Origin of the sequence: Vibrio sp. 10N.261.51.A4, from assembly GCF_041471945.1 — a bacterium.
In the GTDB taxonomy this organism is placed as follows: Bacteria; Pseudomonadota; Gammaproteobacteria; order Enterobacterales; family Vibrionaceae; genus Vibrio; species Vibrio crassostreae_C.
In genome coordinates, this window is record NZ_JBFRPJ010000082.1 from 1 (window position 1) to 24,370 (window position 24,370).

The 24,370-nt window shown below is 43.6% G+C and carries 19 protein-coding genes and 2 pseudogenes; 7 read left to right on the plus strand and 14 right to left on the minus strand.

What is annotated here, in order from left to right; translation table 11 throughout:
* Window positions 1–333: 333 nt before the first annotated feature.
* The gene (locus AB4384_RS18185; RefSeq protein WP_372129904.1) at window positions 334–990 is read right to left on the minus strand and encodes a hypothetical protein; all 657 of its coding nucleotides are present in this window, start codon (window positions 988–990) and stop codon (window positions 334–336) included.
* 44 nt (window positions 991–1,034) lie between these two features.
* Window positions 1,035–2,165: a hypothetical protein gene (locus AB4384_RS18190; protein WP_372129905.1), complete on the minus strand. Its 1,131-nt coding sequence runs from the start codon at window positions 2,163–2,165 to the stop codon at window positions 1,035–1,037.
* Between the two features lie 949 nt (window positions 2,166–3,114).
* On the opposite strand from AB4384_RS18190, the gene AB4384_RS18195 reads away from it, so the two are divergent.
* Together AB4384_RS18195 and AB4384_RS18200 are read left to right on the plus strand one after the other, a co-directional pair.
* Window positions 3,115–3,771 (plus strand): 2OG-Fe dioxygenase family protein, encoded by a 657-nt coding sequence (locus tag AB4384_RS18195; RefSeq protein WP_372129906.1) that lies wholly within the window; start codon window positions 3,115–3,117, stop codon window positions 3,769–3,771.
* Window positions 3,755–4,990, plus strand: a complete 1,236-nt coding sequence (locus AB4384_RS18200; RefSeq protein ID WP_372129907.1) for a cysteine desulfurase-like protein — start codon at window positions 3,755–3,757, stop codon at window positions 4,988–4,990. The genes AB4384_RS18195 and AB4384_RS18200 overlap by 17 nt, the downstream gene beginning before the upstream one ends.
* Before the next feature lie 159 nt (window positions 4,991–5,149).
* On the opposite strand, the gene AB4384_RS18205 is transcribed toward AB4384_RS18200, so the two are convergent.
* A complete protein-coding gene (locus AB4384_RS18205) occupies window positions 5,150–5,821 on the minus strand; it encodes a type 1 glutamine amidotransferase domain-containing protein (protein ID WP_372129908.1) in 672 nt (223 codons plus the stop codon).
* Between the two features lie 227 nt (window positions 5,822–6,048).
* Between AB4384_RS18205 and AB4384_RS18210 the strand changes: the two genes are divergently transcribed.
* Together AB4384_RS18210 and AB4384_RS18215 are read left to right on the plus strand one after the other, a co-directional pair.
* Window positions 6,049–6,933: a LysR family transcriptional regulator gene (locus AB4384_RS18210; protein WP_029235692.1), complete on the plus strand. Its 885-nt coding sequence runs from the start codon at window positions 6,049–6,051 to the stop codon at window positions 6,931–6,933.
* A 346-nt stretch (window positions 6,934–7,279) separates the two neighbouring features.
* Window positions 7,280–8,530 carry a diguanylate cyclase gene (locus AB4384_RS18215; RefSeq protein WP_372129909.1) on the plus strand — a complete coding sequence of 417 codons (1,251 nt, stop codon included), beginning with the start codon at window positions 7,280–7,282 and terminating at the stop codon, window positions 8,528–8,530.
* A gap of 132 nt (window positions 8,531–8,662) precedes the next feature.
* On the opposite strand, the gene AB4384_RS18220 is transcribed toward AB4384_RS18215, so the two are convergent.
* The gene (locus AB4384_RS18220; protein WP_017063586.1) at window positions 8,663–9,487 is read right to left on the minus strand and encodes a DUF2797 domain-containing protein; all 825 of its coding nucleotides are present in this window, start codon (window positions 9,485–9,487) and stop codon (window positions 8,663–8,665) included.
* A 302-nt stretch (window positions 9,488–9,789) separates the two neighbouring features.
* Between AB4384_RS18220 and AB4384_RS18225 the strand changes: the two genes are divergently transcribed.
* Window positions 9,790–11,085, plus strand: coding sequence for a GGDEF domain-containing protein (locus tag AB4384_RS18225; RefSeq protein WP_372129910.1), 1,296 nt, complete (start codon window positions 9,790–9,792; stop codon window positions 11,083–11,085).
* A 254-nt stretch (window positions 11,086–11,339) separates the two neighbouring features.
* On the opposite strand, the gene AB4384_RS18230 is transcribed toward AB4384_RS18225, so the two are convergent.
* From AB4384_RS18230 to AB4384_RS18240, 3 genes are all read right to left on the minus strand, one after another.
* The gene (locus AB4384_RS18230; protein WP_102393413.1) at window positions 11,340–12,710 is read right to left on the minus strand and encodes a DASS family sodium-coupled anion symporter; all 1,371 of its coding nucleotides are present in this window, start codon (window positions 12,708–12,710) and stop codon (window positions 11,340–11,342) included.
* Between the two features lie 197 nt (window positions 12,711–12,907).
* Window positions 12,908–13,708: a vancomycin high temperature exclusion protein gene (locus tag AB4384_RS18235; protein ID WP_102393414.1), complete on the minus strand. Its 801-nt coding sequence runs from the start codon at window positions 13,706–13,708 to the stop codon at window positions 12,908–12,910.
* A 172-nt stretch (window positions 13,709–13,880) separates the two neighbouring features.
* On the minus strand, window positions 13,881–15,569 hold the full coding sequence (locus AB4384_RS18240; protein ID WP_017059764.1) for an NAD-dependent malic enzyme: 1,689 nt from the start codon (window positions 15,567–15,569) through the stop codon (window positions 13,881–13,883).
* Between the two features lie 183 nt (window positions 15,570–15,752).
* On the opposite strand from AB4384_RS18240, the gene AB4384_RS18245 reads away from it, so the two are divergent.
* Both AB4384_RS18245 and AB4384_RS18250 read left to right on the plus strand, forming a co-directional pair.
* The gene (locus tag AB4384_RS18245; protein WP_372129911.1) at window positions 15,753–18,131 is read left to right on the plus strand and encodes a helicase-related protein; all 2,379 of its coding nucleotides are present in this window, start codon (window positions 15,753–15,755) and stop codon (window positions 18,129–18,131) included.
* A 203-nt stretch (window positions 18,132–18,334) separates the two neighbouring features.
* A complete protein-coding gene (locus AB4384_RS18250) occupies window positions 18,335–18,712 on the plus strand; it encodes a hypothetical protein (RefSeq protein ID WP_017059766.1) in 378 nt (125 codons plus the stop codon).
* Window positions 18,713–18,886: 174 nt separating this feature from the next.
* Here the strand turns inward: AB4384_RS18250 and AB4384_RS18255 are convergent, their stop codons facing one another.
* The 7 genes and pseudogenes from AB4384_RS18255 to AB4384_RS18285 all read right to left on the minus strand — a co-directional run bounded on the left by AB4384_RS18255 (window position 18,887) and on the right by AB4384_RS18285 (window position 24,235).
* Complete coding sequence (locus AB4384_RS18255) at window positions 18,887–19,990, minus strand: phosphoribosylaminoimidazolesuccinocarboxamide synthase (RefSeq protein ID WP_017055177.1); 1,104 nt, start codon at window positions 19,988–19,990, stop codon at window positions 18,887–18,889.
* Window positions 19,991–20,301: 311 nt separating this feature from the next.
* On the minus strand, window positions 20,302–20,709 hold the full coding sequence (locus AB4384_RS18260; protein ID WP_017055178.1) for a SulA-like leucine-rich domain-containing protein: 408 nt from the start codon (window positions 20,707–20,709) through the stop codon (window positions 20,302–20,304).
* A 385-nt stretch (window positions 20,710–21,094) separates the two neighbouring features.
* The gene (locus AB4384_RS18265; protein ID WP_017070242.1) at window positions 21,095–21,283 is read right to left on the minus strand and encodes a hypothetical protein; all 189 of its coding nucleotides are present in this window, start codon (window positions 21,281–21,283) and stop codon (window positions 21,095–21,097) included.
* A 165-nt stretch (window positions 21,284–21,448) separates the two neighbouring features.
* Window positions 21,449–21,886: pseudogene (locus AB4384_RS18270) on the minus strand (hypothetical protein); the annotation flags it as partial.
* A gap of 80 nt (window positions 21,887–21,966) precedes the next feature.
* Window positions 21,967–22,534 (minus strand): annotated as a pseudogene (locus tag AB4384_RS18275) (tetratricopeptide repeat protein); the annotation flags it as partial.
* Between the two features lie 118 nt (window positions 22,535–22,652).
* Window positions 22,653–23,342: a DUF2786 domain-containing protein gene (locus AB4384_RS18280; protein ID WP_017059769.1), complete on the minus strand. Its 690-nt coding sequence runs from the start codon at window positions 23,340–23,342 to the stop codon at window positions 22,653–22,655.
* Window positions 23,343–23,551: 209 nt separating this feature from the next.
* Entirely contained in the window at window positions 23,552–24,235 is a 684-nt protein-coding gene (locus tag AB4384_RS18285) for a DUF3334 family protein (RefSeq protein ID WP_017059770.1), read from the minus strand.
* Window positions 24,236–24,370 lie beyond the last annotated feature (135 nt).

Consider the following 24,370-nt stretch of genomic DNA (forward strand, 5'->3'; position numbering starts at 1 on the left):
AATTACGCAACAAAGCCTAGCGAAGTAAGTGGGCGTACATTCGGTTAGCCATCCCTAACGTCCCCTATATTGAAATTGACTATAAAGAAGCAAGCATGTTTTGATGTACGCAAGAGTAGTTACAAATAATGAAACTCATAATTGGAAAATCGTTTCTATAACTCGAATCATGAACAACTTCAGGCCATGAAATGTGAGTTAAGTGTGTAATCGATTAATGAAAGTTAATTGATTAACTGTTTGATTTGTCTCAATTTAGTGTGATCGCGTTCAATTGCCGAAAATTGGTCAACGTCTACAATTTTACTCCCCTCAATCCACCTTTTATTTGCTCTAAGAAGCTATAAGAGAAAGTAATTCTGAAGGAGTCACAACTTTAACTGACATTTTATCTTTCCCTCTCTTATTTACGAGTTGAATTAGACTTAGATCCAGAGTCAGAAAGTAATCGCAATGTGAAGCGTCAGAACACCAAAGATGGAAAGCATCTAGAGCTTGGTTTTTACTTGGCAGTTTGTCTTTGCCTTGGTAAGCCCCTGCGATTTTTTGAAACTCAATAAATCTTGCGTTTTTGATTTGAGAGATAAAGTTAAACTGTAAATCTTTTACTGTGGAATTACCGCCTGCAATTTTACGAGAGTAATTAATAGGAGAGTCCACAGTACCGACATTAGCGCCATAAAACATTCCCCGCTTACTATTCAAATTGGGCATGTTCCAACTTTCAAATTGAACCTCATCATGAGTAACAAACCTAAGCGTGCCTGCCGCATCTTGTTTTGCAACATCCTCGAGAAGGTAAGTTTCACTTTTTAACAAATCATTATTTTTAATTGACTCATTTGGGTTAACCATCTGAGTTTCATGGACAGTCAATGTATGCTTTATTCCGCCCCAAGAAATCACCTTTTCGTGAGGAACAAGTTTTTCAAGTTCACTGGCCGAGAATTTGATTATGTTAGTGTCGAGAAATACTGTTGGAGTTTTCATTTTAATCCTTTGAGTCATTACTATTTCAACTAACAAGAACTAGTCTAGCGTTGGCCGAAAAGACGATGGGACAAATCATAGGTATTACGAACACGAAGAAATCTAGTTTTATAGAACATAGGATTCTGCCAAATCGGTTCGTAAGTTTCATATTCTGGTTCTGGCATCTCAACACTAAAAGAAGATGAAGAATGTTGATGTAAATAACCGACAAACTCTCCGAACAGGTTCTCAATACCTATTTTTGAAGCGTCTATATGCTCAAGTTTCGCCACAAAATTATAGTTTTTGTCTACGACAAGATTACCACTTAACCATCCAAGCTTTTGACCATTAGTATTTTCAAAATAAATAGTTTTTCTTGCTATGGCGTAAGCAATTTCTAATCTTTTAATAGTACCCAAAGGGAAGCTACGTGTTCTAGGGATGGAGCCAAATCCAAATGCTGCACCGCAGTTACTAACAGTCATGTTGCTCAAAGATATATTAGAATCGCCTGAGGTTAAGTGCATCGACTTATTTGGTAAGACCTGAAACCCAGTGCCAAAATAGTGCATATCTAATCTATCTATACTGATCGGCTCGTCTGCTTCAACATTTAATATCAAAGATATTTTGCCGGGCTTAGGTCTGAACTCAATAGAAGTACCTTCTGACTTAATATCGCAGTCACCAACAGCGGCTGTAAACTGGTTGCGATTTATGAAAGCTTGAGGGTTACCCTTAGAGTCGTAAAATATAGCGTTAACTAATATTGGTTCGTCAGGCTCGCTTGGTTTTTCAAACCAGAGAATCGGTTTGCCATGAATCTCTAGAACAATTTGTGTCGAGTCTACAAAGCTGTTTCCCAACCTTATTTGTTGTTCAATAGTAGGTTCAATAGATTCTCTAACATATCCGCGTTCGATAGCAAAAGGACTGCTCTTTGCCTTCCAAACATTTCGCTTAGATTTTCGTCTGCCCGTAACATGATGATGGCAACCACCGCAAAGTAAAGTCATGCATTCTGGGTCGTGTTCAGTCGCGTTGTGAAATTCTGGTTCGATATGTTCGTAATCACAGAACATTGAACCACAGATGACGCAACCATATCCGGAGTTCTTCCTAATAACCTGTCTAATGTCTTGAGGGATATAACGTTTTAAACCGTGACGATTTGGTTCGGTACTCGCCATTTATACTTCTCCATAAGCAACTATAGATATAGTTTACCATATAGCCTATTAGTGTTGATAAGCACTATTAATCGTTAAGGTTAAACATAACGGTCAGCTTCTCGGGACTAAAAACCATGATATTTGGCCGAATTAACCCTCGTGATACGTTACGAGGGTTTTCAGCTGACAGGATTAGAGGATGGATAACTCTATAGGGTAAAACTGTAATGAACAGAATACGAGTGGGTAGAAAGGCTGACGTATAAAGGAGCATAAACGTGTTAGCGAAGAACGCCTCACATTTGCGTACGTACGTCGCTTATCTAGAAGCTACATCCATAGTCATCGTCGATTTCAAACGCTTCATGGTCTGGTTTTCAGTTAACACCGAGTGAATCTCACCCGCAACATTCCACTGCAAACATCTTCGAGACTAAAAGAAGTAAACTACTTGAGGGCGGCCGAGTTCCCCCCGAACTCGACCTGTTCCAGACGCGCAAGCAAAGGCGTTTGGTTTCTGGCGTACTCATAAATTAACCAATTTCAGTTTGTTGTGTAAATAATCAATAGCTTGGCAATTGATAGGTAGGTCGTATTTCGTTGTGCAAAAGCATAGAAATGAATGATGGCGAGAGTGAGGGCTGAACTCATGCAAGGAGGCTGGCGTATTGAAGCGAAAGGGCTGACACAATATGAAACATGGCTTGCCAGTTAATAATATCGTTAAATTTAAATTTGTAGGGATTTATAACTAGCTAGTGGAGTGTGCTAGTTTTAAGAGTTGGTCATCTTTTATTCTGGTGTTATACACTGCTTTTGAATTTCAGGTTAGATTTAGTGTCTGAATTATTAAATCTGACGGGATAAATGATTGTTTAATGTTGATTTGACAAGATCTTCAAGTATCCTTTATGTAAACAAAACGTTAAATATCGAAAGTAAATTAACAATCATTAAGGAGTCGATGATGTTACATGCTCACGAAAATACCCTACATATTACCCACCTCAGTAACCACGCAGTTGAGGAGTTGTCACCGTCATTCTCTAAGCTTCCAAGCACAGAGCATGCGGATGGTCAGTTTCGATTGAGAAGGTACTCGGTGGTTCAATTCAGTAATGGACAAGTCGTAGAGCTAGACAAACATAACTTTGTTCAGTCTGAAGACATTAATCACTTTCAAGGTGACGTAGTTCGTCAGTTCGAGCCGATTGAAGCGAAGATTCTAAGCAGCGAAGGCATGCAAGAGATGTGTGAGTTGTTCATTGAAACCAATGGGCTTGAAGACGGGCAAGAAATCGAAATCCACCAAATCCGCATCGCTGCCATTTTTGAAGAGACACAGGTTGCGCCAGAAGGTGTTCACCAAGATGGCTTCGACCACATCGCTTTAATTGGTGTTAACCGTCATAACATTGTGGGTGGCGAGATCATGCTGTACCAAGATTCTCATGAAGCACCGTTCTTTAGAAAAGTGCTTGAAGACGGCGAAGTTGCAATGCTTGCAGACAGTAAGCTATGGCACAACGCACAGCCAATTCGCACCATAGACCACGACGAGATGGGTTACATGGATGTGTTTGTTCTAACGGCTAAGGATGCGCGCAATGTCCTTCACTCTTAATGATGTGCGCCAGCAGTTTAGCGCGCTAGGCCAATACCATAACGGTAAGCCGGTGACCTTTTTTGATGGGCCGGGTGGCTCTCAGGTTCCTGAGAATGTTTTAGCTTCAATGACCGAATACCTAGGGCATTTCAATTCAAACCTAGGTGGCCACTATTTTTCTAGCCAAAAGACCACAAGCTTAATGCAGCAAGCGCGAGAAGCGGCGCAAGCACTGCTTAATGCGGAGTCTTCTGGTAACGTTGTGTTCGGTGCGAACATGACATCTCTGACCTTCCAACTTAGCCGAGCGATCAGCCGCGATTGGAAAGAGGGCGATGAAGTTATCGTCACGGCGTTAGACCATTACTCAAATGTATCGAGCTGGCAGCAAGCGGCAGACGACAAAGGCGCGATAGTTCGCCAGGTTCGTGTCGACGAGTCAGATTGCAGTTTGGATATGGCGCATTTTGAGTCACTGTTGAACGAGAAAACCAAGCTTGTCGCGGTGACGTTTGCTTCGAACACGACTGGCTCTATTGTCGACATGGCAAAAGTTATTGAGCTTGCACATCAGCATGGTGCGCAGGTTTATGTCGATGCCGTTCATTACGCGCCACATCACTTGATCGATGTTCAGCAGCTGAATTGTGATTTCTTAGCGTGTTCAGCGTATAAATTCTTCGGCCCGCATGTGGGCATTGCGTATGTTGCACCTCAATGGCTACACACGTTAAAGCCTTACAAGGTTGAGCCTGCAACCAATATTGGCCCAGGCCGTTTTGAAACAGGTACGCAAAGCTTTGAAGGCCTTGCAGGTGTGATTTCGGCGGTAGATTACTTGGCGCAATTCGGTGAGCCAACCGACTCATTGCGTTCTCGTTTAGAGCAAAGCTACGCGCTTTATAATAAGCATGAAAGCCAGCTCAGTGAGTACTTCCTTAAACGCTTGTCTGATCTTGAAGGGGCAAAGCTTTACGGGAAAACAGAGTTTGATTCGAACCTAAGAACGCCAACCTTTGCGGTTACCTTTGAAAACCATTCTCCAGAGTTCATCGCCAAGAAGCTGGGTGAACATAATATCTGTGTTTGGAACGGACACTTCTACGCATTAGGGTTGGTGAAGCAGTTGGGTATTGAAGAGCAGGGCGTGGTGCGTATTGGTTGTATGCATTACAACTCGATTGAAGAGATCGACTTGCTGTTCAATGTGCTTGAAGGGATCTTGCGAAGTCACTAGCAAGAAGTAACTAACACCTAGATGGTTACAGAATTAGAAAAGAGCATGCTTCTCTCAATAATATTGACGTGGAAGTATGCTCTTTTTGTTTGACTGAGCTTGTTTGTTCAACGGCAGTTATTCTATTAAGCCATTGATTTAACTAAGCGATTAATTTAACTAAGAAAGTTGTTTAACCAGAGCAGCACCTACAGCGTGTGCGCTGGTTGGGTTCTGGCCTGTAATCACTCGCTCATCAACAATCACAAGTTCTTGCCAAGGTTGAACCTTGTTGAAACGCGCAGCGCTACGAGCAAGAGACTCTTCCAGTAGGAATGGAATGTCGTTGATGGTGCCAAAGTCGATCTCTTCTTCGCGAGTAAAGCCAGTCACTGATTTAGAGCTTAGTAATTTTTCACCGTTGCTCAGAACAATCGGAAGCAGCGCCGCAGGGCCGTGACATACTGATGCGATCACACCGCCATCTTCATAATGTTTAGCCGCAATAGCAGCAAACTGCTCGTTAGTTGATAGGTCTGAAAGCAAGCCGAACCCGCCTGGGTAGAAGATAGCATCGTAGCTTTCTGCATTAATTTGGTTTACAGGAATCGTATTGTTGATGCGGTTTTGGAAGTCATCATCAGCCAAGATCTCAGCGTTTACTGAATCCCCTTCAATATCGGTTCCGTACAATGGGCCTTTACCACCCTTGATAGAAGCGATGTCGTACTCAAAACCCGCAGCAATGATCTCTTTGAGAGCATGAGTCAGTTCAGGCGCATAAGTACCATTCGCTTGATCTGTATCGCCTAGTGTTGCGTGGTTAGTCACTGGAATTAGTATTTTTTTCATGGTTCGTCCCTTTGAGCTGCTGTTTTTTTATTTAGGTGCTGACGCTTTTCGTTAAGCACTGATGCTGTTCGTTAGGCGCTAGCGCTTAGAGCTTGGTATCGCGTTGTTACTTAGCTATCGCCGTCTTGTTGTTTCTAATACTAGTTCTAAACCAATTAGGTGATAATATGCTAAACAGGCAAAAAATTGTTGCTATATAGCAAAGATAAAATACGAGTAGATTAAGTATGGATAGCTTTGAAGGGATTAACGAATTTGTTGCAGTTGCTGAGTGCCACGGCTTTTCAGCGGCCGCCAAACAGTTAGGTTGCAGTACCAGCCATGTGAGTCGGCAGGTTTCAAGGTTGGAAGAGAGAGTGGGAGTGGCTCTGCTTGCGCGTTCAACACGGATGGTTAGCCTGACTGAATCTGGCCACACCTATTACCAACAGTGCAAAGACTTGGTGATTGGGCTGCAACAGGCCAATGAACAAGTCACGTCTCAACAAACTCAGTTGAGTGGTACTTTACGTGTTAGTGCGGCGGGCGCATTTGCAGAGAACCATGTTGCCGCGGCGCTGATGGAATTTGCTAAAGAGCATCCTGAGCTCACCATAGAAATGAATTTCAATACCAAGATGGTTAACTTCATCGAAGATGGCATCGATTTCGCGATTCGTTATGGCCGATTGGACGATTCAGGATTGGTGGCAAGAAAGCTCGTCGATCGCCCGATGGCGGCGGCAGCCAGTAAAGACTACATAGAGCAATTTGGTACGCCGACTCATCCAGAGCAGTTAAAAATGCACAGCTGTATTATCGCCAACAGTGATCAGTGGCTATTTGAGAAAGAGGGCAAACCGTTAAATGCAGTGCGAGTACATGGACGCTGGCGCAGTAACAATTCGAGCGCAGTACTGAAAGCATGTGAAGAGGGGCTTGGCATCGTTTATCTTCCTAAAAGCAGTTTCAATGGCAGTCTTAGCAATGGAAAACTCGTCCCTGTGTTAGAAGAGTATTGGGGAGCGGGCACAAGCAGTTGGATTGTTTATCAGAACCGTCGTTTTCTTCCACAGAGAGCACGGTTAGCTATCGACTTCTTAGTCTCATATTTCTCTGATTGGAATGAATAGTTCGTAGGTTTAAAGAATAGTGCGCAGGTTTAAAAGAATAGCGAACAGGATTTGAAGTGGTTGGGAGCTGATTCTTTCATCAGTTCAAGGCCAAAAGTAGAAAAAGATAATGGTTACATTGGTATAGGTTATCTATTTCTGTTTTTTGACGCGAATAATGGGATTGAGATGCTTGTCTACTTTTACTAACTCGTGTTGGCAATTGAGTTGTAGAGAAGGCCGCAACAGTACGATATACTAGATGGCATATTAATGTCCCTAGCGCGTGATAGATTGTGTGGAAGCGTTGGCAGGATGTGTTGTTATGCTCCAGTTTATGAAGTGTAGCTAGAGTGCGGAGTTGGCAATGTCTTCAATAAATTTCGAATCCACGTACGGTGTAATAACTATTCAAGATATGAATGTAGTGAGTGTTGACGCTAACTATGCTCGCATCTATGGATACCAATCGCCCGAAGAACTACTTTCTAATATCGATAGCTTTCTAGATTTAATCTCAGAAGATTACCATGTTTTAGCTTATCAAAATTACCTTGAAACGGTCAGTGGTCAACGCGACCCTCAGGTTCACACCTATACCAATATTGATCGTAATGGCAGAGAGTTCACTGTGTTTTCTATCGACCATGTGACGGAGTGGCAGGGAAGACCTGCACTGCAAGTCACGGTGATCGATCTTTCCCCAGCGATTCAGCTGCAAAATGCGGTGCTTGAGCAAGATAAGATGTATCACGACATGATCATGCAATCTGGGCAGGGCATCTTGGTTCACCGAGATTTCAAGCCGCTGATGGTTAATCAATCTTGGGTCAACATGCAAGGCGCGGCTTCCATCGAGCAAGTATTAGAGCTGGACTCTATCCTTGAACTGGTACCAAAACAGAATGCCGATGGCATCAGCAAGCACTATCACGCGATCGTATCAGGGGAGTTGTCAGGTACTAGTACCGTGGTTGAAAACATTGGCTTTGACGGCGTTCATCGGTTCTTCAATATTTACGACAATGCGATTACTTGGAAAGGTCAGCCAGCCGTTCAGGTTGTGCTCGAAGATGTGACTCAAAAGGTGATGCTGGAAAAGCAGTTGGTACACCAAGCGAATTACGATGAAATGACGGATTTGCTTAACCGTAGGGCGATTTATGAGTGGCTGAGAGAGCACCTTGTCTCTGAGACTCACTTAGTGTGTATGCTGCTTGATATCGATGACTTCAAATCGATCAATGATACCTACGGGCACATGGTGGGTGACGAGGTAATTTGCGCATTGGCTGATATTACTAAGCGTAATGTTGAGGCTGTGGGCGGTGTCGCAGGTCGATGGGGCGGTGAAGAGTTCATTGTATTTATCCCTAATGCGTCGCCTCAGATTTCGCGTCAAGTGTCTGATCAGATCCGAGAGCAGTTTAATCAAACCGAATTTAAGATTGATGAACAGTTACGATTTAATTCGAGTGTCAGTATCGGAATCAGTGATAGCCAAACCTGTGAAGACGGTGTCACGATTGATGCACTCGTGAATTTAACCGATCAATCTCTCTATCGCGCGAAAGCCAACGGCAAGAATTGTGTAGACGGAGATGTGGTTGCGCTCTAACGCCTAAAATCGTCATCGAAAGCGAATAGGATCGACAACGAAAAATGCCCTCAAGTCATCACTTGAGGGCATTTTATTTTTTGGCTATTCACTAAGCGCTTCTAACTATAAGAAACGTTTAAGTTCTACAAGTTATGCAGACACTTCCACTTCGTAAGAACCAAATTTACGGATGTTAATCACACCTGTATCTAGGATAAGGTATTGGCCTTTAATGCCTTGAAGTACGCCTGTCACTTCAGGATTCTTATCAAAGTTGTGCGATACAATCTTCACTGGGTGCTGCTCAACCGGGTAGCTCAGTGAAGTGATGTTTTCGCTCAGAATCTCGATTGCATCGTCACCAAACTTCGCTCTGATCTCTTGGATCTTATCTTCAACCAATGGCAATAGTTCTTTGGCTTTTTCTACCAACTCCATATCGTCGCCATCGCCTTTTAGCAGCGTGCGCCAGTTGGTTTTGTCAGCAATGTGCTTCGCTAACTCAACTTCGATCAGGCCAGAGATCTGACGTGTTTTTACCTTCAAGATAGGCAAACCTTGAGTCGCGCCTTGGTCAATCCAACGGGTAGGGATTTGAGTATGACGAGTGATACCCACCTTTAGGCTTGATGTGTTTGATAGGTAAACGAAGTGATCAACCATGCAGTTCTCTTCACCCCATTGAGGCTCACGACATGTGCCTTCATCGTAGTGACAAGTCTCTGGTTTCATGATGCACATGTCGCAGCTTGCTAGCTTTTTCATGCACACAAAGCAGTGGCCTTGAGAGTAGCTTTTCTTGGTTTTCTTACCACACGAACAACAAAAAATATTGCCGGTATGGGTAAGGTTGATGGTTTTACCAATCAGAGGGTTTAGCTCTACAAACTCTTCACCTACAGGTAAACGGTAAGTAACCGCACCATCAAGGGAAGCACTCATCTTCTTGAGTGTTCCTTTTGCTAATAAAGACATGACATTACTCGTTGTATTTTGATTATTATTTCGTCCACTCGCTCGCCTTGTGAACAGGCGATACGGTCAACGATGATTTGCGATGAGTATAACAAATAGAGTCTGCTTTTATACGCAATATTGCTCGATTATTGCGATGGGTAATTGATGGTAAACACTCAGTTTAAATTATGGTATGACATTTTGTTCAGGCGTGATATAACGCTTTTTAGTGGATTATTGGCATCAATATCATTAATCCACTCAGGTTATTTTTTATCATGAAATCCCATTTATAGGGACCTTAAGCCGGAAGCTTAGACGTGAAGTGGATCCATAAGATTGTTATCTTTTTAGTTATCGCAACACTTGCCATTGTGCAGTATTACCGTGTGAGCGGAAATCGTGTGATAACGGCAATTACCCCTGATAAATATGAATTTATCGCGACCAGTGATCAAGTTGATAGGGGAGTCAGTACGTCCCAGTTATCCTACGAAAATGGGCAGTATATTCTCGACTGTGAACTTAAAGAGTCGGAGTATCCGTGGCCTTACTGTGGGCTGTCGATTCGTATCAACCCTGACATCACCTCGGGCCTTGACCTTTCTCAGTACCACACCTTTAGAGTGAACATTGATTACCATGCGGAGGCTGACTCTAGTGGCCGTTTGAGAACCTATCTACGTAACTACAACCCTGCTTATTCAGTTCCTGATGACGAGTACACGCACAAGTACAACGGCATGGAGTTTTCTCCAGGAATCGATGGCGGTGTGATTGAAATCCCAATCGCCAATCTACAGGTGATGACATGGTGGTTAGCCGACAATGATGTGGCATTAGAGCACTCTGCACCTGAATATTCGAATGTGAATATGGTCGAGTTTGCTACCGCATCGGGTGCGAAGCTAGGCCATCATCGAATTGTTATTCGCAGCATCGAGTTTGAAGGCTCGTATATCTCTGCGGAAAGCTTGTTCTTGATCTTGCTGTTTATCTGGGTCGGAACAGGTACTGTGTTCTTACTTTCAGAATTGCATCGTTCAAGAAAACGCATGGTGATCGCAGAGAAAAGACATCACCACTTAAAGAACGTCAATCGCGCACTGAGAGAACAGAATTTTGAATTTTCAGAGATGGCCCATCGTGATGAGTTAACCGGAATACTAAACCGCCACGCGATTCGTGATTGGTTGAAAATGCAGTCACAACATGTGAAGCAAGGACATGGCAAGCTGGGTATGTTGTATCTCGATATCGACTACTTCAAGAGTGTAAATGACAAGTACGGACACCAAATGGGTGACCATATTCTACGTGAGTTCAGCATGGTGGTGGGCAGTTCGATCAGCGCTACCGACAAGTTGGTGAGATGGGGTGGTGAAGAGTTCATTGTTTTTTGCCCTGAGACTGATCTTGGCGAAGCACAAAGAAAGGCCGAGAAAATCCGATTTTTAGTCAGCCAGCACCTTTGGGTTCATGGCGATCCGCTGACATGCAGTATCGGTGTTGCCGAGATGAAACAAGAGCGAGTGACAGAGACTATTGCTCGCGCTGATGAAGCTTTATATCAAGCAAAGCATTCAGGTCGAAATCAGGTGATCTTGAGTCACTAATCTGAAAATTGTTTTGATGAGTTTATAAGCCACACGTGCATATGTGACGTGTGGCGTTTTTATGGTTCTTCTCCCAAAAGCCAAAACAAAAAAGGTGGCGCGGGGCCACCAAAAGGGAAAGCGTTTCTTGTTTTTATATGCCCGTTCAGTGCTTGCTTACGCTGAACGGGCATTTTTGTCTTGGTTGAACCGGGGGAAGTTCAACCAGTTTAGGGGAGCATTCCTGTAAGCATGCGCTTATAGAACGTTAGTGTTTACCAGAAGATCCAAGCGAACAGAGTCAGAACTAGGATACAAACTAGGTTCAACACCATACCGATTCGCATCATCTCTTTCTGCTTGATGTGACCCGAGCCAAACACGATTGCGTTTGGTGGTGTTGCAACAGGAAGCATGAAGGCACAAGACGCAGCAACAGCGATCAGTGCAGACAAAATAACTGGCGACATACCAAGTGCTTCAGCGATGGTTGCGAATACTGGCACCAGAAGTGCTGCACTCGCTGTGTTACTCGCAAATTCCGTTAGGAATACCACGAACGCTACCACGGCTAGAATCGTAAGCAGTACGCCAGCTGTTTCTAAAAATCCGCTTAGTGAGTGTGCTAAGAATACGCTGGTTCCTGTCGCTTTTAGAATGTTACTTAAGCAGATACCACCACCGAATAGGATAAGAACACCCCAGTCCGTTGTCTTCTCAACGTCTTTCCATTCCACCGCTCTAGAAGCGCCAAGCAGTACAATGGCACCAATCGCTACCAAGCTATCAAACTTAGAGAATCCGCCAATCATTGCGTTGATTGGTTTTCCGAATATCCAAAGCGTTACGGTTAAAAGGAAGATAGACAGTGTGATTTTTTTGCTGTTTGTCCACTCTACAGGAGCGTGGTCTAGCTCAAATTTATGGTCGAGCTTTGGCTTAGTCATCACGTACAGGACAACCATTGTGATTGGCAATAAGATCATTGAGATAGGTAGACCTAGCGCCATCCATTCTGTGAAACTTAAACCAACTTCTGCGGCAGCAATTGCGTTTGGTGGGCTACCCACTAAGGTTGCGATACCACCGATTGAAGCACAGTAAGCGATACCCAATAGTACGAACACGTAGGTGTTGCGGTCTTCACTTTGGTCAACCTTGTTCATGATGCCAAGAACAAGAGGAAGCATCATTGCTGTGGTGGCTGTGTTTGAGATCCACATGGATAAGCCAGCACTCACACCGAACAGCATGAACACAGCGACCGACATTCTGCCTTTTGCAATCAACAGTACTTTGTCAGCAATCGCTTTATCTAGCTCTTGCTTGTTCAGTGCGGCTGCCAATGCGAAGCCACCCATGAATAAGAAGATGATTGGGTTTGAAAAGTTAGCCAGCGCTGCGGGCGTGTTGAATACACCAAACAAGACAGCCAATAGGGGAACGAGCAAAGCGGTGATGCTGACGTGAATAGCTTCTGTTAACCATAGAATGGCAACGAACACGAGAATACTTAAACCTGTATTCACTTGCGCTTCGAATGGCAGGGTATTGAGCAAAACTGCAAATAGCGTGAAATTACCAATTAATATCATGCTGTTGCGGGTAAACAACCAGTGTTTCAGTGTAGTAACAAGTGCCGTCATAAGACGCTCCTTTTGTTTATCCTCGTTGTATTGGCGCGTGACTTCATTGAGTCATGCTTATTATTGTCGAGGTATATAGCTTGATGTAGGGTCAGACTTTGTTGGAAGAATGTTACTCAAGTTAATAAAGGAGTGTTGGTGTGTTTTTGCTTAACAATGGGGAAGTGTGAGGCAACAAATTCAAAATGTGTAGTTTTCTACACATCGGTCTCTGCTGGGTCTGCAATCGGGCTTTTTGTAGGGTCTACAACAGGGTTTACAGAGGGGTCAGTCATAGGGTTTGGAATCGGAAATGATTCCGGTTTTGGACTCGATTGAATGGGCTCTTTAGGTCCAAGGAACTTTGGCGTTGTCCCCATAATATACAAATCTAAGAAGGCTTTGGTACGCGCAAAAACTTCACGCAAACGGATAGAGGTGCCTGAATGATGAGTAGGGCCTGAAACCGCTAAACATTGTGCATGAATATCGTAAGAATTAGCGATAAATAGTGCTCTTTCACAGTGGAATTTCTGAGTAATGATCAGGAAGTTGTCGGTGTCGAAGATCTTTTTAGCGCGAACAATCGAGTCTAAGGTTCTAAAGCCTGCGTAATCGAGGTTAATGCGTTCATCGGGTACACCCGCTTTCAGCAAGTCGCGTTTCATCGTCCACGGCTCATTGTAAGAGCGATGAGCGTTATCACCACTTAACAGAAACTGGTCGACTTTTTCACGGTCGAACAGCTCAATCGCGGCTTCGATTCGGTGCTTATAATAGTCGTTGAGTGTTCGACCCAAATATTTGCTCGTGCCAAGCACAACGGCGACCTCAAGCTCGGGCACTTCATCTATATCGTAGATGATACGATCTTCCGCTTGCCATGAAACCCAATAATCGATCGCAATAACCGCAGCGCTGCCTACTAAGAACACGAGGAAAGCGCCAAACAGAAAACCTTGCAGTTTTTTGTAAGCTTTTTTTATGTAGCTACGGATAATGTGAGAATCAAATTTCACTCTCGGTATGGTCCTTTCACTGAGCATTAATTTTTGAGTGCTCGATAATACCAAATAAAAATGAGAAAAATCAGTTAAAAAGACAAGACAGTTTAAAGAAAAAAGCCCCTGCAATTGCAGAGGCTCATATAAGAGTCGTTAACGCTCTTTATTCCAAGCGCAGTACGCTTTATTAGAATGCCGTGCGCTTGTAGCGACGGTAAACTGGCTGCCAGAAGTGCTGGTCAATCGCTTGTTGCAGTGCTTCTTCAGTGATCTCTAGAGCAACGCCCTGTTCAATCGCCTTTTTACCTACCGCAAGAGCAATTTTCTTAGATACCGTGTGGATCTCTTCCAATGGTGGAAGTAGAGCACCTGTGCCATTGATTGCTAGTGGAGAACACGTAGCAAGTGCACGGCTTGATTCCATTAGCATTTCGTCAGTGATGCGTGAAGCATTCACAGCCAATACACCAAGGCCAATACCTGGGAAGATGTAGCTGTTGTTACACTGAGCGATTGGGTAAGTTGTGCCGTTGTGAACGACTGGCTCAAATGGGCTACCTGTCGCAACAAGTGCTTGGCCATCAGTCCAACGAATAATGTCGTTTGGCGTCGCTTCAACACGGCTTGTTGGGTTCGACAGTGGGAACACGATAGGGCGTTCACTGTGTAGGTTCATCTCTTTGATGACTTCTTTGCTGAATAGACCTGGAGCACCAGACACACCAACCAATACGGTTGGTTTCGCGTGGCGAACTACGTCTAGTAGAGAGAAACCAGTGCCATCGCTTTCCCAGTCTTTGGTGTTTTCGTTGGTTTGAACCAGACGCTGTTGGAAATCAAGCAGGTTTTGCATGCCTTCTTGTAGCAGACCCCAACGGTCAACCATGTAAACTTGAGAGCGAGCTTGTGCATCGCTGATACCTTCAGACACCATTTGAGCAATGATAGCTTCAGCAATACCACAACCCGCAGAACCCGCACCTAAGAAGGTGATACGCTGATCTGACAGTTTGCTGTTCGCTGCTTTACATGCTGCAAGTAGAGAACCTACGGTTACTGCTGCTGTACCTTGGATGTCATCGTTGAAACAACAGATGCGATCTTTATAGCGCTCAAGCAGTGGCATTGCGTTCTTTTGTGCGAAATCTTCGAACTGAACTAATGCATCAGGCCAACGGCGTTGAACCGCTTGGATGAACTCTTCAACGAATGCATCGTAGTCAGCACCCGTAATACGAGGATGACGCCAGCCCATGTACATTGGGTCAGCAAGACGTTGAGGGTTGTTAGTACCCACATCGAGTACGATTGGTAGCATGTAAGCTGGGCTGATACCGCCACACGCTGTGTAAAGTGCTAGCTTACCAATTGGAATACCCATACCACCGATGCCTTGGTCTCCCAAACCAAGAATACGCTCACCATCTGTAACCACGATAACTTTAACGTTGTGGTTTGTCGCATTATTCAGTAGGTCATCGATACGATCGCGGTTCGGGTATGAGATAAACAGACCACGGCCACGACGGTAAATATTTGAGAAGTTCTCACATGCTGCGCCAACCGTTGGCGTGTAAATGATAGGCATCATTTCAGAGATGTGGTTTTGAACTAAACGATAAAAAAGCGTTTCATTAGTGTCTTGGATGTTACGAAGGTAGATATGCTTATCCATATCACTTTCGAAGTTACAATATTGTTTGTATGCACGTCCTACTTGCTCTTGGATTGTTTCGGTTGTTTCCGGTAACAAACCTTCAAGGTTGAAAGAACTGCGCTCTTCAGCAGAGAATGCGCTGCCTTTGTTTAGAAGAGGTGTACTTAGTAGAGCAGGACCAGCATAAGGGATATATAGAGGGCGTTTATCGTTGTTCATTAGATGCCTAATATGGGAGAAAGGGTAACTGAAAAATGATAACGGTTTAGTTATTCAATTGTAAATAGTTTCTCCGCGATCTGAGCAAACAAAATGATATTCTTACCTCTGTCCCACACTTATCGAATTTCAACACGATAATTCGTTATACTTTGCTCACACTTTTTCGCTACTCGCCATTTTATGTCATTACTTCCCATCGATGCTTATCAAAACGTATTCCACGAACAAATCGCTAATTCTCACCTTGTCGTAGAGGCGGAAACCGGATCAGGTAAATCAACGCGCCTGCCACTTTGGGCCTCTCAACATGGACGAGTGTTAGTGGTGGAGCCAAGACGCATCGCGTGTACATCACTGGCTAAATATCTCACGCAGCGATCAGGCGAGAAGTTGGGTAGCAAAGTGGGCTATGCGATTAAGCTTGAGTCGGAATACAACGAGCAAACTAACGTTGTTTTTGTGACGCCCGGTATCGCGCTGCGTTGGTTATCAGAAGATGGATTAGCTAGTTTTGATGTGATCGTGGTGGATGAGTTTCACGAGAGGCGCTGGGACATTGATCTGCTGGTGGCGATTCTCAAACAAAAAGCGAGTCATCGTTTGGTGATCACTTCAGCAACCATTGAGGGTGAACGCCTTGCTCATTATTTGGATGCGAATCGCATAAGCTGTGAAGGGCGAACCTATCAAGTTGAGATTGAGCACAGAGCGAATGAATCCAGAACACTGCCTGATATCCGACATCTAGAGCAGCGTATCGCGGAAGAAGTGAATCATCAGCTGATCGCTTCTTCTGGCGATATGTTGGTTTTTCTGCCGGGTAAAAAAGAGATCGTGCAATGCGAACAAGCCTTGGCGAAAAATCCAGATATCCAAGTCGTTAAATTGCATGCGTCGGTCAGTGATAAAGAGCGAGATTCAGCGTTATCGGGTCGCAATATCCATACTGAAGGTAATGGTTTGAGAAAGGTCATCCTTGCGACCAACGTTGCAGAAACCTCATTAACCATTCCTGACATTGGCGTGGTGATAGATTCAGGATTAGAGAGACGCACCGTTCAGCGTAATGGCAGAACCACACTGATGCTTAAATCCATATCACGAGCGAGTGCCAAACAGCGAGCTGGCCGCGCGGGTAGGGTAATGGATGGCGTTTGCGTGCGTCTATATGGTGAACATGCGGCGTTAGAGTTAGTCACACCGCCTGAATTGCAGCGTGAAGAGCTGACTGAACCTATGTTGGCCGCAGTATGTTGTGGATCTCCGCTTGAGAGCTTGTCCTTCCTTGACCCTATTCCAGAGAAATCACTCAACAGTGCAACTCAAACCTTGCTGACGATGGAAGCGATTAACGCCGACCATCAAGTTACCGAGCATGGTAAAAAGCTGTATCCGTTGCCGATTGATGCTTTGTATGCCGATATCGTTACTCGAATCAAAACCAAAGCATTAAAAGAGGCGATGGTTGATCTCACTGCGGCGCTGTCCGTTCCTGCTCGCTTGTATCAGTTACCAAACAATGCAGAACATCTTGAAGCGCTCGCGCAACAAGAGAAGGAAGGGTGTGATTTAAGCCTGTTGATTCAGATTGTGCGCGGTCGAGAATATCCGCATTTAGACATCGACCAACAGGCTCTGAATGAAGCTCAAGGATTGGCGAAGCAAATGCGGGAGGTATTTGAACTTCCTCAGCTAGAAGTCGCGTCACGTTTCCAACGCATTGAATTGCTCAAGACCATTGTGAATCTGCATCCTGAACTGGTGTTTGTGCGCCGACTGAAAAGGAAAGAAGCCTTTGCCAATGGTGTTTTAGAAGTGGTGCTCGGTCGTCAGAACCGTTTCCCTGATAATGCACAAGCGATGTTGGTGTTGGATACTCACAGCTTGCCGGGAAGAGGCGTTAAGCAAACACTGACCTTAGCGACGGTCACGACACCCATTCCTCTTGAGCTTCTCATTGATGCTGAACTAGGAGAGTGGGAGCAAGGCGAAACCGTTGTGAATGATGATGGTGTTTTTACCGAGATGGCATTGGTGTACGCAGGCCGCACGATTACAACCAAACTCGTCGCCGCTGAAGGGCAACTATCGTTAAAACCTATCGTCGACCTTGTGTTAAATGGAGAGCAGCTTCCCGGTTTTGCAAAGGCTCGCACTCAAGAAATCAAACACTGGCAGTTGTATGTGAAACTTGGTCTCGATGAACAAACTAAATACACACCAGAAATTGAGAACATTAACTTTGAGCTATGGTTTATAGAGCAGCTTGAAGTACTAGGTGTTACTGATGTCAGCGAATTGGAAATGTTCGATCATGCAGACATACCGTTCGATGGCATTCCAACTTGGCTCTACTCAGAATTTTCGGAAAAATACCCGTTTGCATTGAGCCTTGCCGACTTGCAACTCGATGTTGAATACTTGCCCGCAAGAAAGCTGATTTACGTCCATTATCAGTCGGGTAGCCGAAAGTTATCGCCAAAACGTTGGGAGCTACCGACATGGTCTGGTTGGCGTATTCAGTTCAAAAAAGCGAGTCGAATAATTGATATCAAATAGATGGATAAGTTTTATCTCTAAAATATTAATCAAATAGATGCATATATGATTTTTCAGTGCTTATTTTGTTACAAGTTTGATTTTTATATTCCTTTTTAACCAATCAAAAGGTCATAAAAGACTATTCTTCTATATCCTATTGCTATAAAGAAAGAGTTGATAGATATTGAGTATATTGTGTTGCCAAAGTGTCGGGGGACATCATGGATAAACAGGAAGAGACGCGTGTAGAGTTCGATTACACAACATTTCTTGGCGCCTCATGCAGTAAAAAATGGACTTTTCTGGAAGCACTCACCACAATTGCGCCAGTGTTCAGTACCGTCTGGCGAGATAGCATTAAAGAGTTGGGCACCCCAGAGGATCGTTTATGGCAGATGGCATTGAAATCAATGTCGACGCGTAAAAGTGATGAGTCGAACATTGTTACCTTACTCAAGCTCGCTAAGCTGGAAGGGATCAATGAGCTCAAAGTGGTGATGCCATATTCACTTGAAGAAGAGCAGATCGAGTATATTGAATCGCGCAGTCATTTAGTGATTGCGGGTAATTCTGGAGAAGAGTTCACGATTAAGCTGTAACTTCAGCTCGCCTATAATCTCTCTCGAGGAATAGTAAAAACGTACACGTAAAAAGGGCCTCAAATATTGAGGCCCTTTTAGTATCTAAAACTTGAGTCTACGAGCTTATTAGCTTTCGAGCTTTTTATTTTGAGATTAAGCGATTAAGCGATTAAGCAATTAGCAATTAAGCGACTAGTCGATTAGACCATAGTCAGCGCGCAGTACATCGATGATCTCTTGCTTAGGATTTTCGCTCAGTACGATCTCCGCACCTGTGATTTTCGCTGCGATATCAAGGTAAGTGCGAGACAGAGACATTAGAGAATCCAGTGGAAGTTCATTGTCACGAGCCAATGCTTCACGTTCTGGCATACGCTCTTTATTCAAAAGAATGTCGGCATCAGGGAAGTAGTTAAGCAAGAACTGACGGAAGCCTTCTTTTGAATTCTCAACGATGTTGCCGTTGTTATATTCCTGAGTATCCCAAATGCGAGATGAATCTGGAGTACCGACTTCGTCCATGTAGATAAGCTTTTCTTTGCCTTGAGCATCGTTGACGTAGCCAAACTCAAATTTGGTATCAACAAAGGTTTGGTCTACTTTTGCTAGCGCTTGGCTGATTACGTTGAAGCCTTCTTTAAGAAGTTTTTCGTAATGCGCGATGTCGCTTGCTTGAGTAAAGTTGAATGCTGCGAAGTTATCTTCGATGTTGTTGCGTGTGATGTTCACATCGTCAGCTTCTGGAACGCCAGGAATACCTTTCAGAATCCCTTTTGTTGAAGGCGTGATCAGTAGCTCAGGCAACTTCTTGTCTTTCTCAAGGCCTTCAGGCATCTCGATACCACAGAATTCACGTTCGCCGTTTGCGTATGCACGCCACATTGAACCAGTGATGTATTGACGACAAATCGCTTCGATCATGACTGGGCGAGCTTTTTGTACAATCCATACGAACGGGTGAGGGATATCAAGAATATGACTGTCAGCAAGTCCGTTGTCTTTAAACAATTTGAACCAGTGGTTAGAGATAGCATTCAGAGCCGCTCCCTTACCTGGAACACCTTTAAGATTCCCTTCACCACGCCAGATACAATCAAATGCAGAGATACGGTCACTGATCACCATGATTGCTAAAGGCGCATCTGGTGCTACATCGTAGCCTTTCTCTTTAATTAGTCGTTGGCTATCTTCTTCAGTTAACCAGTAGACCGAACGAACCTTGCCACTGTGGACAGGTTTATCAGTACGGATTGGTAGGTCATCATTTACGGCAAGAACTTGATCAGCAAGGCTCATTTAGACATTCCTATCTTTTATCAAACGTCATACAGAGAAGTGCGGTGTGCACATGATTAGACGGGCATTATACCCAATCTACTATTTGCTTCCAGAGAAAAAGCAAACGATTGCTAAATCTGTTGTTTAAATAAAAACCCCCGCCTAACAATCCGCTAAAAAATGGGCGAATTGTAGGGCAGGGGAAGGCAGTATGTTTGGACTGTGTTTTGGCGAATTGTTTCTTAAGTTAAATTAAGTTTGTTAGCTAAAAGATTAAGCTATGTTTGTGGACCATGTTTTTGAGCCAAAATGTTATTAAGCAAGGTGGCTTAGTGAATACGCTCTGAATTTGCATCCATAAAGAAGACTTCACATTGAAAGCGTAACCCTAATGTTCTTAGGTACTGTTGGCTGAACTGATCAATCGATGCACTTGCAACAATCGCGCTCGCATTCTTAGAGCGGATTGCTTTCTCGACAGTCTCTACCTCAGTCATTTGATGAGAGGCTTTCATATGAATAACGCGGTCGCAGCAAACATTATGTTGCTTAAGCTGCTTAGCCGATGGTCTTGGTGTTTGAGCCGTAAACAGTAACCACTGATGTTGATTGGACAGCAACGCCATTCTTGCAAACAACGCTTCCTCGTTTGAATTTTTGCTTTTACGAGAAACTGATGTAAATGCGCAGTGAACTAGCGGGCTAGAGTGTTGTGCTTTAACGTGTGCTTGAATCATTTTGCTGTCCTTATATACATGCTGTATGTGCATACAGTAGTTTTAGTTACTTATAAGATCAAGCTTTTTTTGCGGGATTATTGGACGATTTCGTCTGAGGTTATGGATGGTAAATGATTAAATCATTGAAAGTATTCGATAAATTAAATTTGAATGAATCTGCTGTTTTGTATCATAAGTTGAATAAATGTGAGCTTTATACAGGTGTATACACTGGTTTTTGCAGAAAAGTACTGTATATACCTGTATAGAAGAGAGAAGAGAGAAGAGAGAAGAGAGAAGAGAGAAGAGAGAAGAAAGAAGAGAGAAGAAAGAAGAAAGAAGATCTAAAACCACAGGCACAAAAAAAGCGCCTTAGGCGCTTTCTTATATTTCACGGTGTTGCTTATCTCAATGTCGCTTGGGAGAGTTTTGCTCTCATTTCAATTTCACCAATATTGAACTGGCGAACATCAATGGTTGCAATATCATTGCACTCGTTACATGCATGATGACACTTACCATCTAGGTAGTCGTGCTTTTTAACTAGGCTTGGCTTTTTGCACCAATCACAAACGCCTTCTATTGTGAACATATTCTCTCCTCACCTGTTTAAGTCAGGTGTATTTTCGGCGCAAATTATGACACAAGTAAGACCCATTAGTTAATAGTTTGTTACCCGTTTTTGAGAGGGGGATCGATTGCAACACCAATAAAATCGATATCTTTGAGATCTAGGAAAATGAAGATGTGTGTTTGTTTACGGTTTTGTAACATTTTGTAAGATGGTTTTTAGCGCATTGTTCAAACGTTTCATTTCTTCGTCACATCCGTGACCATCTGGATGGTAGATCTTTGATAGCTGTTTGTATCGGATCTTGATGCTTTTCTGGTCGGGGATTGAGCTAGGTGTGTAGCCAAATAGCGCGCAGGCCACCTGCAAATTACTCAGACCTTTGCTGTTTTTCTGCTTCTTCAATTCGTGGAACATAGTGTTCAGCTGGCGTTTTTGCTGCTTAATCGTAAGGTCCTTCGAGCTAAGCTGCGCTTCAAGTGATTGTTGTTGCTGTCGCGAATCACCCGACTTTAGAGCTTGTCTTTTTCTTGAGATAACGAGCGTCGCAATAATGCTGATGATTGAAATCAACACGGCCAACGCAGCACCAATCATATAGTCAGAGCTAGTTAGGTTAGAACTGGAGAGGTTAGAGCGTGATGCTTGGTTAGGTTGAACGTGCTTAGATACCCCCTGACTGGTGTCTATTTCAGAGTCGATGCTGTCATCGAGCTGTTCTATTGAAGAGATCTGTTTTGCACGTTGCTGGTTGAATTGTGCTTCCAAAATGCGGTTGTAGCCCTCTTCTGCTTGTGGATTATCTTTTAAGGCTGCTTCATACCATAGCTGCGCTTTATCTAATGGTTGAAGGAGGTCTTGTTCTAGCGAGGATTCGTAGAGTTTTGCTACCTCGATAGGTGCGCGCTGGTTACCTTGCAACGCCGCTTTAATAAACCATTCCAAAGCAAGCTTGTTACTTTGTTCAACACCTGTACCTGCCAAGTACCATTCACCCAGTCTAAATTGCGCGTTTGGGTTGCCGTTTTCTGCTGACTGCGTGTACCAATACAATGCATCACTGGTGCTAACAGGAACGTCGACACCCGATTCATAAGCTTGAGCCAATTGGTATTGAGAAACTGGATCTTGAGGTTGTGATTCTAGTGAAAATTCATCACTGCTTGCTGCGTGCACGAAATGTGTGGTGGACAGTTGAATCGTGGAAAAGATGAGGGTTAGAAATAGTGTTCTAAGAAATGATGAGGGGGGAAAATTGGACACGATAAACAATGGGACCTCATAGTTAAGTCTAATACGATATGTGGTTGTCAATTAAGTCGTATCTTCTTCGGCGAGTGATACGACTAAAGTAATCACTATCAATACCCTAAGCCAATGTGCATCGGCTCTATGATTTAGTTATCTTTTTAGCTGCCTGGGTACCGCCAACTGGTCGATTAACAGACAATTTACGACCTTTCTTCAAGCCAACTTCATAGTCAGCGGTGAGGTTTTTCATCGCTTCTCTCAGTTGCTGCTTGAACGTTTCACGGTCGATATTTTTGAATTCTTTATCGATGTAGTTGTTGATCTTGTTGTTTGATTCGTCGTCTGGAGTAATGGTTGGGAGCTTTTCAAGTGCACCTTCAACCCAGCCTGAAACAAACGAGTTCACGCGGCGTGTCACTTCTAAGGACCCTGTGCCAGAGCCAGCAAAGCTATTTCTGAATTGGCCGGTGTGTTCATTCAGTTCACGATAAATGATATCGAAAGCGAACGCTGCGAAGATCGCGCGGTCGGCTTCACCAATGAACTCAACACGCTTGAGGCCTTTATGATTCAGCAATACGGCTTCTACGCCAAATTTGGTGTTGATACCGCGAATAACACGCAGCAGTGTAGAACTGATATTTGCAGGTAACAGGTGACTGGACTGAGTTTTCCCCATCTTGATAAATTCAATATCGTCTTTTTCGAGACCATATTTCAGCATCAAGTTATGCGCCATTTTTATCGCATTGGCAGCTTCATTGACGTTCGCAGAATTTCCAAGCTCAAGACACTTGGCAATTTTCTTTAGGGCTTTTTTCTTATCCATCGACAATTTAATCAGTACCGCAAATTTTTAAAAGTCCAACATTTTACATGTTTTCGCGGGTAACAGAAAGGCAAAACTGGTTTGATGAACAAGGAAGGCGGTGAACATTGAACTGCATGAGCCCAGTTGGCGGTAAAAACAAAAACGCCATCAAGCGTATTGATGGCGTTAGTGACACGTTTTTTCAATATGTCTAGAGCATTCGTAAACTAGATACCCAGTTCATCGAGTAGATCTGCCGCAGAATCATTGCCAGAGCTTTGAGCTGGCTTGTTCGCTTCTTGCATTTTTTTCTGAGTCGCCTCAAGAATGCTATCTGGACATTCGTCTTCTGCGATTTCAAATTCTTCTAATTGAATGAACTCAGTCTTATCCATCGCAAGCTCAAGGTAGAAGATGTTGTTATTAGCGGTAGAGAAGGTCACACGACGAGCTTGTGGACGGTCGAGATTGGTATCAACAGAAAGGTTAACTTGCTTGTTCAGAGCCAGCATTTTCGGTTGGTTTTGTGTGATGTTGGTTTGCAGCTCTTTGCGGATTTTATTGGTGAAATCGCCAACTAATTGGTTCATCAACTCACCCAATACATCACCCACTTCGTCTGAAGTATGAAGCACAGCAAGCTCGTTTTCAGGCATGCCCATATTGCGCATGTAATTGGTGTAGATCTCTAGCGCTGCTTTGGACGTAAAATTAATAACAACGAGACCAGAAAAGCCGCCGTCAAACAGAACGAAGCAACCAAAATCTGGCTTTAGGCTTGTCTTGTTGATCTTTTGAACCATGGCTGAATAGGACACCTGAGAAGCCGTCGCTGAAGTCAGTACGCTTGAGACTGATTGGCATAGTTTAAGAAGGATATCTTCAGTTGTGACTGTTTTGTTTTTTTTCATTGTGATGTGCTCGTGGAGATGTCTTAAACAAAATGTTATTCAGTATATTGTTACTGAATTAAGACGAAAGTGACTATTTCTCCATTCTTGCACTGAGATTCTGATTTGATCACCTTTTTATATGATCTTAATAGT

What these genes read in the sequence shown, in the direction of transcription:
- AB4384_RS18230 (WP_102393413.1), bottom strand. Translation starts at nt 12,710, where the DNA reads ATGACGGCACTTGTTACTACACTGAAACACTGGTTGTTTACCCGCAAC.
- AB4384_RS18185 (WP_372129904.1), bottom strand. Translation starts at nt 990, where the DNA reads ATGAAAACTCCAACAGTATTTCTCGACACTAACATAATCAAATTCTCG.
- AB4384_RS18200 (WP_372129907.1), top strand. Translation starts at nt 3,755, where the DNA reads ATGTCCTTCACTCTTAATGATGTGCGCCAGCAGTTTAGCGCGCTAGGC.
- AB4384_RS18215 (WP_372129909.1), top strand. Translation starts at nt 7,280, where the DNA reads ATGTCTTCAATAAATTTCGAATCCACGTACGGTGTAATAACTATTCAA.
- AB4384_RS18245 (WP_372129911.1), top strand. Translation starts at nt 15,753, where the DNA reads ATGTCATTACTTCCCATCGATGCTTATCAAAACGTATTCCACGAACAA.
- AB4384_RS18255 (WP_017055177.1), bottom strand. Translation starts at nt 19,990, where the DNA reads ATGAGCCTTGCTGATCAAGTTCTTGCCGTAAATGATGACCTACCAATC.
- AB4384_RS18220 (WP_017063586.1), bottom strand. Translation starts at nt 9,487, where the DNA reads ATGTCTTTATTAGCAAAAGGAACACTCAAGAAGATGAGTGCTTCCCTT.
- AB4384_RS18250 (WP_017059766.1), top strand. Translation starts at nt 18,335, where the DNA reads ATGGATAAACAGGAAGAGACGCGTGTAGAGTTCGATTACACAACATTT.
- AB4384_RS18190 (WP_372129905.1), bottom strand. Translation starts at nt 2,165, where the DNA reads ATGGCGAGTACCGAACCAAATCGTCACGGTTTAAAACGTTATATCCCT.
- AB4384_RS18240 (WP_017059764.1), bottom strand. Translation starts at nt 15,569, where the DNA reads ATGAACAACGATAAACGCCCTCTATATATCCCTTATGCTGGTCCTGCT.
- AB4384_RS18195 (WP_372129906.1), top strand. Translation starts at nt 3,115, where the DNA reads ATGTTACATGCTCACGAAAATACCCTACATATTACCCACCTCAGTAAC.
- AB4384_RS18265 (WP_017070242.1), bottom strand. Translation starts at nt 21,283, where the DNA reads ATGTTCACAATAGAAGGCGTTTGTGATTGGTGCAAAAAGCCAAGCCTA.
- AB4384_RS18285 (WP_017059770.1), bottom strand. Translation starts at nt 24,235, where the DNA reads ATGAAAAAAAACAAAACAGTCACAACTGAAGATATCCTTCTTAAACTA.
- AB4384_RS18205 (WP_372129908.1), bottom strand. Translation starts at nt 5,821, where the DNA reads ATGAAAAAAATACTAATTCCAGTGACTAACCACGCAACACTAGGCGAT.
- AB4384_RS18210 (WP_029235692.1), top strand. Translation starts at nt 6,049, where the DNA reads ATGGATAGCTTTGAAGGGATTAACGAATTTGTTGCAGTTGCTGAGTGC.
- AB4384_RS18260 (WP_017055178.1), bottom strand. Translation starts at nt 20,709, where the DNA reads ATGATTCAAGCACACGTTAAAGCACAACACTCTAGCCCGCTAGTTCAC.
- AB4384_RS18280 (WP_017059769.1), bottom strand. Translation starts at nt 23,342, where the DNA reads ATGGATAAGAAAAAAGCCCTAAAGAAAATTGCCAAGTGTCTTGAGCTT.